General features: G+C 43.6%; 13 protein-coding genes. 6 read left to right on the top strand and 7 right to left on the bottom strand.

All coding sequences use genetic code 11. The annotated features are described in order from the left end of the window. Positions 1 to 22 precede the first annotated feature (22 nt). The 5 genes from U5K35_RS11540 (at position 23) to U5K35_RS11520 (ending at position 6,079) form a co-directional block, all read left to right on the top strand. Positions 23 to 1,768 (top strand): S8 family serine peptidase, encoded by a 1,746-nt coding sequence (locus U5K35_RS11540; protein WP_322571615.1) that lies wholly within the window; start codon positions 23 to 25, stop codon positions 1,766 to 1,768. A 156-nt stretch (positions 1,769 to 1,924) separates the two neighbouring features. After that, positions 1,925 to 2,377, top strand: coding sequence for a hypothetical protein (locus U5K35_RS11535; protein WP_322571614.1), 453 nt, complete (start codon positions 1,925 to 1,927; stop codon positions 2,375 to 2,377). Between the two features lie 78 nt (positions 2,378 to 2,455). Next, positions 2,456 to 3,634 (top strand): carboxypeptidase-like regulatory domain-containing protein, encoded by a 1,179-nt coding sequence (locus tag U5K35_RS11530; RefSeq protein ID WP_322571613.1) that lies wholly within the window; start codon positions 2,456 to 2,458, stop codon positions 3,632 to 3,634. After that, complete coding sequence (locus U5K35_RS11525) at positions 3,528 to 4,772, top strand: TonB-dependent receptor domain-containing protein (protein ID WP_322571612.1); 1,245 nt, start codon at positions 3,528 to 3,530, stop codon at positions 4,770 to 4,772. Before U5K35_RS11530 ends, U5K35_RS11525 begins: the two co-directional genes overlap by 107 nt. Positions 4,773 to 5,011: 239 nt before the next feature. Continuing rightward, positions 5,012 to 6,079: a sensor histidine kinase gene (locus U5K35_RS11520; protein ID WP_322571611.1), complete on the top strand. Its 1,068-nt coding sequence runs from the start codon at positions 5,012 to 5,014 to the stop codon at positions 6,077 to 6,079. Here U5K35_RS11520 and U5K35_RS11515 read toward each other — a convergent pair whose 3' ends face one another. The 7 genes from U5K35_RS11515 to U5K35_RS11485 form a co-directional block, all read right to left on the bottom strand. Beyond that, positions 6,080 to 7,456 (bottom strand): serine hydrolase, encoded by a 1,377-nt coding sequence (locus U5K35_RS11515; protein WP_322571610.1) that lies wholly within the window; start codon positions 7,454 to 7,456, stop codon positions 6,080 to 6,082. It lies immediately after the preceding gene. Between the two features lie 11 nt (positions 7,457 to 7,467). Continuing rightward, a complete protein-coding gene (locus U5K35_RS11510) occupies positions 7,468 to 8,823 on the bottom strand; it encodes a serine hydrolase domain-containing protein (RefSeq protein WP_322571609.1) in 1,356 nt (451 codons plus the stop codon). Positions 8,824 to 8,835: 12 nt separating this feature from the next. Continuing rightward, a complete protein-coding gene (locus tag U5K35_RS11505; RefSeq protein ID WP_322571608.1) occupies positions 8,836 to 9,108 on the bottom strand; it encodes a GlsB/YeaQ/YmgE family stress response membrane protein in 273 nt (90 codons plus the stop codon). Positions 9,109 to 9,174: 66 nt separating this feature from the next. After that, a complete protein-coding gene (gene ggt / locus U5K35_RS11500; RefSeq protein ID WP_322571607.1) occupies positions 9,175 to 10,869 on the bottom strand; it encodes a gamma-glutamyltransferase in 1,695 nt (564 codons plus the stop codon). A gap of 318 nt (positions 10,870 to 11,187) precedes the next feature. Further along, positions 11,188 to 11,616, bottom strand: a complete 429-nt coding sequence (locus tag U5K35_RS11495) for a cytochrome B (RefSeq protein WP_322571606.1) — start codon at positions 11,614 to 11,616, stop codon at positions 11,188 to 11,190. Positions 11,617 to 12,195: 579 nt separating this feature from the next. Next, a complete protein-coding gene (locus U5K35_RS11490) occupies positions 12,196 to 13,674 on the bottom strand; it encodes a dihydrolipoyl dehydrogenase family protein (RefSeq protein ID WP_322571605.1) in 1,479 nt (492 codons plus the stop codon). Further along, positions 13,664 to 14,008, bottom strand: a complete 345-nt coding sequence (locus tag U5K35_RS11485; RefSeq protein ID WP_322571604.1) for a hypothetical protein — start codon at positions 14,006 to 14,008, stop codon at positions 13,664 to 13,666. The genes U5K35_RS11490 and U5K35_RS11485 overlap by 11 nt, the downstream gene beginning before the upstream one ends. A 603-nt stretch (positions 14,009 to 14,611) precedes the next feature. On the opposite strand from U5K35_RS11485, the gene U5K35_RS11480 reads away from it, so the two are divergent. Then, a complete protein-coding gene (locus tag U5K35_RS11480; RefSeq protein WP_322571603.1) occupies positions 14,612 to 15,085 on the top strand; it encodes a hypothetical protein in 474 nt (157 codons plus the stop codon). The last annotated feature ends 27 nt before the right edge of the window (positions 15,086 to 15,112 follow it).

The following is a 15,112-nucleotide window of genomic DNA, read 5'->3' as shown; positions in this document are numbered from 1 at the left end:
ATCCTGTGATCAGGGTAGCCAAATGATCAGTTCAGAAGAAGATCGACCTGAACGTTCTCAGAGTACATATGAAATGTTTACTTCAGAAGATCACGCAAAAATTCCAAACAGGTTTATCATTACGCTTGAACCTAAAGCTAACCCGGCTGAAGTTGCTGCCGATTATGACGTTAAACCTGATTATGTATATCGGACACTGCTTACAGGGTTTGCCGGTGAAATTTCAGAAGCCGCAAAAGCCGGATTGTTTAGAGACAATCGCGTGGTCAGAATTGAGAAAGATGGTGTTGTAACCGCATCAGCTACACAAAACAATCCTACCTGGGGACTCGACAGAGTAGACCAGAGAGATCTGCCGCTCGATGATCAATATGTTTACAATGCCGAAGGTACCGGAGTGGACGCATACATTATTGATACCGGAATCAATTACACTCATGAAGATTTTCAAGGAAGAGTTAATACGAACTTTTACTTTGATGCCTTTGACGACGGCCAAAATGGTAATGACTGTAACGGACATGGTACACATGTTGCCGGTACTGTTGGCGGAGCTGCATATGGCGTAGCTAAAGGCGTAAATTTGATCGCAGTTCGGGTACTTGACTGTAACGGTTCAGGAACATTTAGTGGCGTAATTGCCGGTATGGACTGGGTAGCCGAAAACGCATCCGGACCTTCAGTCGCCAATATGTCATTAGGCGGTGGAACTAATTCATCTGTAGATGATGCAGTTGGCAGAATGTTTGACGCAGGTGTTCCGACAATTGTTGCTGCAGGTAATGGAGACTGGCGTGGACGTGCTCAGGATGCATGCGATTCGTCTCCTGCAGGTGCTGAAAATGCGTATACAGTTGGAGCTACTAATGATGATGACAGCAAAACAAGCTGGTCGAACTACGGTAGCTGTGTTGATATGTTTGCACCGGGTGCCAATATAACTTCCGCGTGGTATACCGGAGACTCCGCAACGAATACAATCAGCGGTACAAGCATGGCTTCGCCTCATGTGGCCGGTGTTGCAGCTCTATATCTGCAAAATAATACCGGTGCCGGTGCACAGGATGTATACGATGCGATTACACAATACAGTACCAAAGACATTGTAACCAGCTCTAACACTGCCAACAATCACATGGTTTACAGCCTTCTGGATGGAAGCGATGGTGGAGGCGGTGACGATGGAGGTGACGAGCCGGCCAATGAATCTCCTACAGCTTCTTTCACTTATGAGTGCACAGATCTGACATGTGATTTTGACGGCAGCGGATCCTCCGACAGTGACGGTTCTGTTTCAAGCTACAGCTGGGACTTCGGTGATGGAAGTACAGGTTCAGGTGTAACAGCCAGCCATTCGTACAGTGCAGATGGCACGTATTCAGTGACTCTTACTGTAACAGATGACGATGGTGCAACTGATAGTTCAACCCAGAGTGTCTCTGTAACTGACTCTTCAGGTGGAGATGATGGCGGTGATGTTGGAAGCAACGATCCTGTTGTTGATAACATGTCTGTGAGTACACGTACTACCGGACCTTGGCTAAGAGCAACTACTAGTTGGTCAGTATCTGACGCAGATAGCGACCTTAACTCTGTAGTTGTAGAATTGCTGAATGGTACTAGTGTAGTTGAAAGTGCATCCTATACTGTTAGTGGCGGAAGTGCTTCAGGTGAAACTGAACTTAAAACAAGGTCAGGTGCTGATTCGGTCAGAGTTACTGTTACAGATTCAAACGGTAATACAACTTCTCAGTCGCAGGCAATCTGATTGATTCAATCAATTGTAACCTATACAAGCCATCCGGCCATACCGGATGGCTTTTTTTATGACTTTACTTCACACTTCAACTCAAGTTGTAAAATTCTTCAATCGTATTGACCTTAATTTCGGACAATATTATCTTTAATAAAACATCAAAAATTCATGAAGCATACCATCAGCTCCATATTTGTTATTCTCACTCTTCTTTTCTCTATGACAGAGATCAGTAAAGTGGTGCTTATGGGGTATACTCTTCTTACCGATGGTGAAAAAGCTGCCCATTTCTGCACTTGTCTCGGGTGTTCGCACGCTGACAAATCAGATGAAGAAGCTTCTCATTGCTCTATGGATATGGCAGACATGGACACACAAGATACTGAAGAAGAGCCCAAACACTGTGATATGTCGCAAACTGCCGACGGTGCATCAGTCTGTGGGTGTAATACAACACCACCAGGTGACCTTCATATTCTTTTCAATACACTCGACAAAACGGCCTTATTGGCAAACCTTCAGTATTCACAGAAAGAGTTTAAAAAAACAGTTCTAAGACTCACCCATTTTGAGAGCCCTGTATCTATTCAGCGGGACATATTCCACCCTCCCCGGGCTTAATCATCCTCCCAAACATGCTGCAGCATGATTCTCTCTGCAGGCTACACTAAATCATTACACTTAACACAAGGATGAATTATGTCTTTTATTAAATTCATCGTTGCTGTAATAGGTCTCTATATGTTTGCAGGCGTTACTACAGCAACGACTTTACATGATATCAGCCCCAATGCTGGTTCAGAACAAATAACACTTAAAGGTACCGTGCACTCTTCGGATACAGATGAGCCCGTAATTGGCGCTCATATCCGAATTCAGAACACGGATATAATGGCTGTAACTGACAGTGACGGTATATTCACTATACGTTTTGAACCGGATTCAGAATCAATTTCACTTAGGATCAGTCACATTGGATATCGTCCAACCATCGAAACGATTCAAATCAGTGATATTCAGTCCGGCGTTTCATTTCAGTTTACAATCACCCCTTCTTCAGAGATGATGAGCCCGATTACGGTGCTTTCACACAGAGTGATGAGCTCACCATCCAATCAGATGGGAACCGACAAAGCCGCGTTTCTCCCGGTTGACTCCGGCCAGTTTCTTCGTGAGGCCGGGAATGTATCAGGTATCCGAAAAGGCGGTTTTGGTATTGACCCTGTTCTGCGCGGGCTTAGCGGAAGCCGTCTGAACGTTCGCCTGGACGGACTTACCGCTACCGCAGCGGCCTGCCCCAACCGGATGGACCCGCCAACCTCACACATTCGACTCAGCGATATCGAACGGGTTGAGATACATCGCGGTCCTCACGCTCTGCAATATGGACCCTCATTTGGAGGAACCGTAAACTTTGTAAGTCATAAATCTCCCGATTACATCGATTTTGGTCTCAACGGAGATGTCCGGGCAGGAATAGAGAGCAACACCGGTCATCAAAAAACGGATGCCCGCATTCAGGGTGGAACTGAGTCATGGGATTTTCTGCTCAGTGGCGGAATTTCATCTACGGATGATTACACCGGCGGAAGCGGAGTAACAGTCTCTTCCGGTTTTCAATCTTACGACTATGGTCTTGAGGGCGGAATCAACCTCAAGCCGGGCCACCGTCTCACAGCGGGCTGGTCTCAATCTTTTATCCGGGATGCCGATTTCCCCGCCCTGATGATGGACATGGCTGTGGACGACACCTACAAGCTGAAAGGCGGATATGAATGGCAAGCCTTCAGCAAACGAATCCATTTCCAAGCTGGACGTAAACGGATACTGGAGCCTGGTAGATCACGAAATGAACAATCACAACCGGGCGAGTTTTGAGATGAGAAGTGCAGTAGCCCTTGCTGAAACGGAAACCTACGGAGTACACGGTACATTTAAGGGATTGTATGATTCAGGCTCTTACACCATCACCGGGGGATTTGATCAGCTCGACGTAACCGGTACCCGGTTCGTGGATATCAAAATGGGTCCCAGTGCGGGAAATAGTATGACCTACAATTTGTGGCAGGATGCTTCCATTTTTAATGCCGGACTATACACCGGAATGGAACATTTCGTTGATCGGTGGACACTATCAGCCGGGACTCGAATCGACTTCAACAGTGCGGATTCCAACGATCCCGCTCCCCGTTTCCAAAATATGGATATCAGTTCTGAGCATATCAACTTCAGCGTAAGCGCCGGCGTTACCCGACAGTTAGCCTCTAGTACAACGGCAGGCCTGTACATTGGCCGTGGAGTACGCAGCCCGGATGTAACGGAGAGATACATCAACTATCTCACCATTGGCCGCGACAGCTACGAATATGCGGGAAATCCAAACCTGGAAGCTGAGGCCAATAACCAGGCAGATCTGGTGTTGAATTCAGAGTTCGGTAATTTCAGCTTGGAGTCAACTCTTTTTGCCTCTTACATGACAAACTACATTTCAGCAGTCATTAATCCGGACATGCAGCCTGTTGGAATGGGTGCCCCCGGAGTGAGGGAGTTTCAAAATCGCGGAGATGCATTTTTCTCCGGTTTTGAGCTTGGATTTCAATACAGTTTCTCCCAAAACTGGTTCGTAGGCTTGAACAGTTCATACACTCGAGCCGAGTATATGGACGACAACACACCGGTGGCAGAGATCCCGCCTTTCGAATCTACACTGAACATCGGTGGATCCATACTGACAGATCGTATTTTGCCTGATTTGAGCATTCGGCGCGTGTTTCCACAAACCCGATTCAATGAGGAGTTTGGTGAAAACAGAACACCCGGATTTTGGCTGGTTGATGCTTCTGTAAGCTCTACTGTCTATCAGGGAATAACCCTTTCAGGCGGTGTTCGAAATCTTTTAGATGAAGATTATTACGAACATTTAAACCGCCAGTTCAATCCTATGGAAAACCCATCCGGAGGATATCTACCTGAACCGGGAAGACGCTTCTTTGCAGAGCTATCCATTCGGTTCTAATCCTCTCTTGTATTATTTATAACCGTACATTGATTAACGTTGATGTACGGTTTTTATATTTTATTTATGAAATATTCTAAAATTGATTATTGTAATATTTTGGATCATAAAATGTAGCAAGTTAACTTGATGATAGAGAGTTATTTAATTATAAATTTTAGGAAATCATCCATGTTGCAGTGAATGAATTGTGACTGGCTTTACAATCCTAATTTTTATAGAATTACCGGGGTATTGAAATGAATAAAACTGACCAAGAGCTACAGCTTTTTTTCAACAACTCCATTTTTGGCGCTTTCTTTATGATGCTTGATGAGCCTGTTAGTTGGAATGATCAGGCCGATAAATCCAGACTTATCGACTATATGCTTCATCATATGCGCATTACCCGTGTAAACCAGGCATTTCTGGATCAATACGATGCTGAAGAGAAGGATATGTTGGGTAAAACTCCTTTCGATTTCTTCGAGCACGACCTGGATCAGGGGAGAGAATTACTCACCAATATCTTTAATCATGGCAAATTCAGAGATGTTAGTCATGAAAGAAAAACTGACGAATCAAAAATAGTCATTGAGGGCGACTATGATGTCCTTTACGAGGATAACGATCCCAAAAAAGAGGTTATCGGTGTTTTTGGGGCGCAGCAAGAGATTACCGAACGAATTGAAAAGCAAGAGAAGCTTCAAAAGGCGTTAGAAGAGAAAGATCTTCTCTTATCAGAAATTCATCACAGGATAAAAAATAATCTGTCCATCATTTCCGGATTGCTTCAAATTCAAGTTATTGAGGCTGAAAATGATATCGTAAAAGAGAAACTGTCTGACAGCATGTTTCGGATACAAACCGTCGCCAAAATTCATGATATCATCTACCATGAAAAGAATTTTTCTGAGTTGGATTTTTCCCTCACTATAGAAAACCTTGTTAACTCAATCAGTGAAGTATTGATTGATGGAAAAAACATCAACATTCACCTGGATTTAGACTCGACTTTTTTAAACGTAAAGCAAGCTATACCTTTTGCACTGATTGTGAATGAATTGGTCACAAATATCTTTAAACACGCTTTTAAAGGGAAAGAAGAAGGTGAAATCCAGATATCTTTAAAACGGCATGAATCTCATATTCATTTCCAAACCGAAGATGACGGAGTCGGGCTTCCGGAAAATTTTGACATCGATGAGAGCAAGTCTTTAGGATTACATATGATCCGAATGTTAAGCCGACAAATAAAAGGAGAGCCTCTATTTGAAGATAACCGGCCCGGAACCAGTTTTACGCTTGAATTTCCGGTTTCCGATTAATTAATTATCTGCTTTGTAAAACTCCACATCCTCAGCACGTCCGGTAGTAACCTTAAATCCCGCAACACTGCCTGATTCATTCCGGAAGAATTCAAAATCCCATGAGCCGGCTTCCCAAGCATCCTTTTCAACTTCCTCCATATTACCATTCGGACTGAGTCTGCGCTCGAGGTGTAAATTACCCTCTTCAACGGTTAACGTATATTCTGCAGGCAGCTCATCATTAATATAGCGTCCGGAGTACTCGGCCAGATAATCTTCAAACTCATCCTGCAGAAGATAGTCCGCAATTTGATCATTGAAAGATCCCGGATCTGCATCTCCACGATTGCAGGTTGTGATCATCGAAATGCCGGTTTGTGGATATCGCTTGAAGTTGGTTTTAAATCCGTAAAATGATCCGCCGTGTCTCACGGTCTCTAATCCCTTTCTATTTGAAACCCGAAGTCCTTTTCTGTAATCAATCACTTCACCGTCTGCATAGGTAGGAGCAGTCAAATTCCTTTTTAACTCAACGGCTTCTTGCTCAGTGATGCCTCCCTCCCAACTCAAATTACCGTACCAAAACTGTTCCCATTTCTCCAAATCTCTATGAGTCGTGTAAAGTCCGCCACCACCTACACCTTGAAAATTGCCCGGATATGAGCGACGGACAGTCCCATTTGATACCTGATAGCTGATCGCCCTGTTTGGAATGATACGCGTTCGATCATCATGAAAATGAGTGGCATTCATCCCAAAGGGTTCAAAGAATTCTTTTTCAACAAATTCAGGAAAACTCATACCGCTAATTTCCTGTACAAGATAAGCGAGTGAAGTATACCCGCTGTTCGAGTAGGAGAAGTCCGAACCCGGTTCAAACATCAGCTCTTCTCCTTTTTTGATCACTTCCATGTAATCTTCCAGGTCCATCACGTCATTGATATCCATTCCTCCAATTTGCATCAGACCATAAATATCGGGCAGGCCCGAAGTGTGATTAAACAGATGTTGAACCTGAACTTCAGAAGCCCATTCCGGCCAGTCTTCCACATAATCCGAGAGGAAGTCGGTTTCACTCAACTGACCACGAATAATCAGCAATTCTGCTGCAGATGCCGTGATGTGTTTCGAGACTGATGCCATGTAAAATCTTGTCGAATCACTGTTTTGAATTCCATAGTCCAGATTTGCAATTCCATATCCTTTGGTAAGGATCGATTGCCCATCCTGAAAAATTGATACTGCGCATCCCGGCACGGAGCTGCTGTCATATTGGGCAAAAATTTCGTCGACACGTTGAGTGAGCTCTTCTGAGTTATCTTGAGACAGCAACGTTTCCGCACTAAAAAAAGAAATCAGGATAAATGTCAGGAGCAATTGTGCAATTTGTTTCATAGGAGTTTCAATCAGTTCTTACGTTCAAAAGTAACATTAGCCGTTCGGCTTGATTTCAATTTCATAGCTTCGATTTCATCTCCACTGCGAACAAAAGTGACAGTCAGCCCATCTACACGGAACTCATCATTCTCACTCCAGCTGAGTTCTGCTTTCTCGCGCAAGCCACGCGTCAGAAAAAGCATTCCATCCTCAATAACAATATCATATTCAGTACGAAACCCGTTGTTGTGATAAGATCCTGTATACTCTGAAAACTTCTCTTCGAAAACCTCTTTCAAGTATAAATCTGAAACTTCCCGGACATGGTCTGCGGGGCTGATATTGCTGCGATTGCAAAATACAATCACACCCAGCTCATAATCGGGAAAGTGCATATAGCCGGATCGGAATCCCATATAGTTTCCTCCATGACCAAAAGTATCCAGTTTTCTGTATTCACTCAGCCGGATGCCTGCCGCATAATCCATCTCTGTGCCATCTTTAAAAACCCCAACTTTCAGCATTTTTTCTCTGAAATTTTCCAGGTTAGACTTATTCTCAAGAAAATTAGCATCCCATTTGGCAAAGTCTTCGATGGTGGTAAAAAGACCGCGGGCTCCAACTCGGTCCAGGTTATCGCGGTAAAAGCGCCCAACGCCGTTGTCGGTAGGCCTGTAGCTCTCGGCACGATTTTTCACAATCATCCCCGTATCATCGTGAAAATGAGTGTCGGTCATTCCTATCGGCTGAAAAAAGTGTTTATCAGCATATTCCCGGAGTGTCATTTCAGTCAGGTTCTCAACCAATATCGACATCAAAAAATATGCGCTGTTGCTGTAGTTATATTCAGTATTCGGTTCAAAGTTGAGCTTGCTTACTCTGCTGATCAGATCAAACGTAGCTTCGGGCGTAGTTGTGTTATCCAGTCCTACATCGTTTAATGCCAGCAGACTAAACAGATCCCGAAGGCCTGACGTATGGTGAAGCATTTGACGTGCAGTGATCGGAGTTTCAAAATCAGGCAGTTCCGGAATGTACGTTTTTAGATTTTCATCAAGATCGATCAATCCCTCCTGCTCCATCATCAATATAGAAGCGGCCGTAAACTGCTTGGAGATGGAAGCGATCATAAACTTTGAGTCGGGTTGAATAGGAATTCCATAATCAAGATTAGCCATTCCATATCCCTTTGAAAAAATGAGGCCTCCCTGATGTGTTACACCAACTGCACAACCGGGAGTTTCAGTGGTGTAGTCGGCAAAAATGGAATCGACTTCTGCGGTATCAATCTCATCGAATGAGATCTGAGCAGATTGAGCAACTATCTGGCCGGCATGTAAAATTAAACAAAGACTCAGAATGAATATTGAATAGAGTAGCTTCATGGAGAGTCTCTGCTATTTCTTTTTTGTTAAAAAACCAACGATGACTACAAAAATGACGGACCCGATAATCGACCAGATTATGGGAAATGTATTACCGCCTATGTTGACATTAAAAAGTTCAGGCAGACCTAATTGCCCGCTCAACCACGTTCCCAAAAGCGCACCAATAAAACCCAGCACGATGGATACCACACATCCGCCCCGGGAATAACCGGCAATAGCCTGTCCGATTGAGCCGCAAACACCGGCGATTAAAAGCAGCAGAAGAAATTCCAGAAAAGTCATAGTTAATTTATTTTAGATTCAAGTTTATTGGGATCAATAAAAATAAAAGAATGAATTAGAAACTTACTACTGCCCCATTACAACGCCTTCGCGGCGCGGGTCGGCCCCGCCAAAATATCCATCCTCGGTTACCTGTATTGCCTGAATACCGCTTGTCATTGGCTGAGTACTGATTTCATGGCCCATCTCCCGAAGTGATTCAATAAAATCCACCGGAAAACGATCTTCCTCCAGCGCGGATGCCCCGTTAAAATTGGCAAAATTTGGCAGATTGATTGCATTCTGAGCATTTAAATCCCATTCGTACATTCCAATAATCGCTTTGGCTGTATAGTGAATAATGGCAGCTCCTCCCGGCGAGCCCACACTTGCCAGAACATTTCCTGAATCACGATCGAATACCAGTGAAGGACTCATACTGGATCTTGGTCGCTTACCCGGCTCTACTCGGTTCGCTATTGGATTACCGTCTTCATCAACCGGAGACAGTGAAAAATCTGTGAGCTCATTATTGAGAATAAATCCACCGGGAAGACCTGTTCCGCCATCACTCATAATCCGGCTTCCAAAACCGCTTTCGATAGTTGTGGTCATCGATACCATATTTCCATCGCGATCAACAATACTGATATGACTTGTCCCGCTTTCGGGCTGATAGGGTTGTACGCCAAGCATGGCCTTTATCTCTCCGGGATTGCCGGGTTCTGCTGTTCCCATACTTTGATCTCCAATCAGATCTGCTCTTTCAGCAAGATAGGCAGGATCCATTAAACTGTTCCAGTCGCCGGCAGGTGGATCCACAAAATCCCAGTCTCCGATATATTTTGCTCGATCCGCAAATGCAAGTTTCGCAGCTTCCAAGTAGTTATGCATCCATTCGGCCGTCATCAGTCCGTTTTCAAAATCACTATCCGACGACTCCATCTGTTCAAGAATTCCAAGCATCTGCATAATGGCAATATGTCCTGATGATGGTGGCGGGAAACCACAAATATTGTACGATTTCCAGTCGTTACAGAGAGCTCGCGTTTCAAAATCCTGAGCCGGATAGTTATTGATATCCGCAACGGTCATATTTCCGGGACGTTCATGAGAGCGAATTCTATCAACAATATCCTCCGCAACTGCACTCTGGTAAAACTCGCCGATTCCTTGATTCGCTACACGCCGCAATATATCAGCCAATGCGGGATTTTTTAGCTCATATCCTACCGGTCTCGCCTCGTTGTTTTCATCATAATAGAATTGAGACGCGATATCATCGTCTCTAAATGCATCCTCTCCGGCCAGCAGTTGGTTTAAACGGGGGCTAACCTTAAATCCGTTTTCGGCAAGCGTGATAGCAGGTGTAAAAAGATCCCGCCACGGAAGAACGCCGTGTTTTTCGTGAGCCTGTTTAAGCATGGCTATGGTTCCCGGAACTCCCACAGACTTTCCGCTTCTGACTGCATCCCGGAACGGCATCGGCTCGCCATTTTCATCCAGGAAATGATCTTCATCAGCAGCAGAAGGTGCCGATTCACGGCCGTTGTAGGCATTAACCTGTTCACCATCCCAATAGAGTAAAAAAGCTCCACCGCCTATCCCACTGGATTGAGGTTCAACCAACGACAAAACCATCTGTACAGCAATAGCTGCATCTATGGCCGACCCACCGGACTGAATAATCTGATAGCCGGCATCCGTTGCGAGCGGATTTGCAGCAGCAACGGCAAACTCATTTGTAACCCACCCCGGTTTTTCAGTATACCCGGTGCTCATTTCGGGTTGTTCTGGAATGGAATAAGAAACCTGACTGTCGTCTGCGGTTTCACACCCGGGGATCAGTAAAAACGAAAGTATTAAAAATGAAGATATGAGAGATAGAGATCGTAAAGACTTGAGCATGTGAAGGTAGATTATGGTTTACAAGAGTTTTCAGTTTTACTTGAACACCTCAAATATGACATTTCAAAACTCTATAAACAAACCGCAATCCAATCTCTCAGATAATTTTAAACGTTTTTACGGTAATGCAGAAAAGACGAGCATGTAAAACTCATGACACTCTTGAATGACGTGCCATGAGTAATAAGAGATTTATAGCCATTCTGACCACGGTATTCTGGATAGCATAAGAATCAAACCGAGACCGTAGTAAATGATTACCGTTCTAAATCTTCGGGCATCATCTCCCGGCTTTTTGGCTTTTATGTAACCTACCGATACAAGCACTATGGCAATTAGCATCGTCAACGGGTGTTCCAATATATATAGCCGGCTGAGCGATTCAGACATCGCTTCACCTGAAAAGTTGGATAACCCAACAGGGGAAATTACGTATAGCACCAAACCTATCAATAGTTGAAGGTGTGTTGCAATAAATCCAATAAGGGTAACTTTTCTCACCTTTTCGGTAAAGGATTTTTTACCGACAAACTGAATGATCACATAAATAATTGAAAAAACCAGAGCAGCCAGCAGTAGATAGGCTAAGTAAGAGTGTAAGTGTTTTAATCCGGTGTACATTTCGAATGGGATTGAGTTTGAGCTTCAGTATGCTTGTAATGAGCAAGCCGTTCTATGTTCCCGGTAAAAATGCCTAAATGATGAATAGTAAACCGGAAAGCAAAGATAAATGAATATCCTGCTTCCAAATCCGATTTACAAACAAAATCTCCAAATTCATCTTAACCTCAGTTCGATTCTAAAATTTTGAAAAATGAGTCTGAGGTTGCCCAAAAAGGTATATAATGAGTTTCTAAGCTTAAATAATTTAGACATTAAATCCCTCTTTATTTGATAGAGAGGGAAATAGGGTGAGTCTGAAGGAAAAACCTAAATTATTTAAGCGGTTTCCAAGAGCGAAATACTTTTGGACAGCCCCCGGTGGTTTACTTCACTATTCTCATGGCAACAGATTAAAAAGTTGATTCATAGCCCTTTTCAACCACCCCTGCCTACCGAATCCCGTCCCGATAGTTTTCGGGATCGGGAGCAGGCAGGCCTAAATCACTTCGTGGGAATCGCTTCGCTCGGAGCCCCTCCTTGGAAATGAGGGGACTTTTAAACAGCTTAATCAATGCATTATTAATCGAACTCAGTTTATTACACAATTCGATTCATATCGCTGTAATCTGGAATATCTCCCCTGTACCTGAATATTCGTTTAATCCATTTCACCATCGTTTCGGATTGATTCTTAATATACCACTGATCTGCGGCTCTTCTCGCTCCAAGTCCGTAACTCGGATAGGGGTGAATGGTATCAGCAAAATCGCGAAGAGAAACCCCATTTTTCATTGCCAGTGCATACTGCGAAATCATTTCGCCGGCGTGTGCCCCAACAACCGACGCTCCCAGAATTTTACCGCTCCACTTCTTCGCATAAATTTTAATTAGACCTCTTGTGTTTCCGTCGGTAATCGCCCGATCAATTTTGCTGAATGGGAAACGATACGTTTCGAACGAAACACCTTGACTGTTCAAGTCTGCTTCCGTTGCCCCAACATGCCCCAGCTCCGGATCGGTGAAAGTCACCCACGGTAGATGTTTCTCATCAATACTCATCGGCACTTTGAGCAAAGCTTTAGTTACCGCCGTTTTTGCCGTATGCTCGCTCATATGTGAAAAATTAAACTGACCGGTCACATCCCCTGCCGCGTAGATATGACTTTGACTGGTTCTCCCTGAATTATTCACTTCAATACCTTTTTTCGAGTAGTTGATACCTGCCGCTTCCAGATTCAATCCTTCCACATTAGGCCTTCTTCCCGTTGCAACCAAAAGGGATTCACTAATAACCACGTGAGAATCCTCATCTTTTGTATATGAAATTCGCACGCTATCATCAGCAGACTCTACTTTTTCTATACCTGCATTCAGTTCAAATGTAACACCTTCATCTTCCAGAGACTCCTTCAAAATTTCAGTAAGTTCCGGATCATCGTTCGCCAAAATTCGATCGGCCATATCCAAAACGGTTACATCCAAACCAAGACGAGCAAAGCTTTGAGCCATTTCACAACCGATCGGACCTGCGCCGATTACACTCATCGACTTTGGAATGTTATTAATCTCAAAAAGAGATTCATTGGTTAGATAGTCTACACTGTCTAACCCGGGAATGGGCGGTACAAACGGAGTGGAGCCCGTACAGATAAAAAAGTATTTAGATGTTACACTTCGCTCCGTACCATCCGGAAGTTGAATCTTAAGCGTGTGACTGTCAGAAAAAGCAGCATGCCCGATAACCACTTCAATCCCCATCTCTTCGAAAATCTCCGGTCGATCTGCCTCTTCATAAATTTCATTGCGAACTTCGTCCACACGTTTCATTACTCCGGATAGGTCAACGTCGTGGATAGAAAAATCTATGCCGTATTTCTTGCTTTCCCTTATGTTGTGAACTACTGAAGCTGCTTTAATCAACGTTTTACTGGGTACGCACCCGTTCCAGGTACAGTCACCGCCAAGTTTATTTTTCTCGATCATCATTGTTTTTGCGCCAAAATTAGCCGCAATTCCCGAGGCCGTCAGACCCGCTGCCCCGCCGCCGATTACAATCGCGTCAAACTCATATTTCATCTGCTTCCTCTACTTCGTTAATTTTATATTTCACTTTTCTAAGCGTCGACCACCCGCCATACGCCAGCATTCCTACCACAACCCCGTATACCCAAAGCGGAACATTTTCCCCGGCGATAATTAAGTAAAGGTAGGCCGATACAAAAAAGAAGGAAGCACTGAGAACAGGCAGTACAATGGACTGTTGAATTCTGTAGTTTCGAACAACCCAGGCTATAGAGAGAGTGAAAAACGGTATAGCACCGACATAAATAGCTCCGAAAATGATTGGATTTACCCCATAGGCGTCCCCTAAACTCATAAACCATATCTGAAAATCATTGATCCATTCCATAAAGAATAATTTAATTAATTCACTGTCTTACAATAGGATATCCATTAATAAAAGATGGCTCTATCCTTTTTTGTTTCCTTACCAATATTCTTGCTACATTGACGTTTACATGTTGAAACAATTAATCAAACATTTCGTTTGATCAATCCATGATTTTGAGTGTATATTCTGATACACACTACAACACTATCTCGATTGGAAAAAAAACGCATTTACATATCGCTCTTTTTCAGCCTCGTGCTACTTATTAGGCACAGCACTGTCTTCAGTTCATTTTCACAATGATAATAACACTGAATCTGAAACAGTACATCAAATCGTTGAAAATGATTTTCAGTGTGTAATCTGTGGTTCTGTTTTCAAATACAGTCCACAAACTGAAACTGTATCTGAAATCTACATTAATTCAACAACAGTCAGATACGTTCAGCCAACCTTTTCTTACGACTTTTCCGAACTTCCCTCCTTCGACGGCAGAGCCCCGCCTGTATCCGCCTGATAAGGCACCCCTCAGACTTACGATTATTTATCTCAATTACGATTTCTTCGGTATAACTGTCGAAATCTATCTCTTATCCCAAACAACACTAAAAACGTATACCTATGAATAAGTCATACTTTTCTACACTTTTTATTGCAGCAGCTTTAATACTAACAGCCGTTTCATGTGATTCAAATGATGACCACGACGATCACAATGAAGTGCCTGTAGGTTTTCAACTTTCAGTTGGGGGTAACATGCTTGTAACACAAGATACCGGTACTCTTACATATGCTTCCGGTGATGCAATCGAGTTGTCTTCAGGGGCTGAAGTTGGTCCGGTAGAAGTACAATTCATTGCGGAAGATGGTGATCTGTTTACTCCCGAAGGCGGAGAATACGGACTGCAATATGAACTCACTCAAAATGGTGTGATAGAAGTCGAACATCCTCTCGGAAATAATCAATTTCAGTTTAATGTAACCGCTCTTGAAGCCGGTGAGACAACTGTAACATTTGATCTGATGCACGACGGACACTCAGATTTTGAAACACAGGCAATCACAATAAGAGTTACACAAACAGAAGCCGAATAGTGATCTAAGTTTTAACAAAACCCACAT

This window comes from Rhodohalobacter sp. (genome assembly GCF_034521535.1).
In the GTDB taxonomy this organism is placed as follows: domain Bacteria; phylum Bacteroidota; class Rhodothermia; order Balneolales; family Balneolaceae; genus Rhodohalobacter.
The sequence above is the reverse complement of the archived record's forward strand: the minus strand, read 5'-3'. Positions and strand labels throughout refer to the sequence as shown.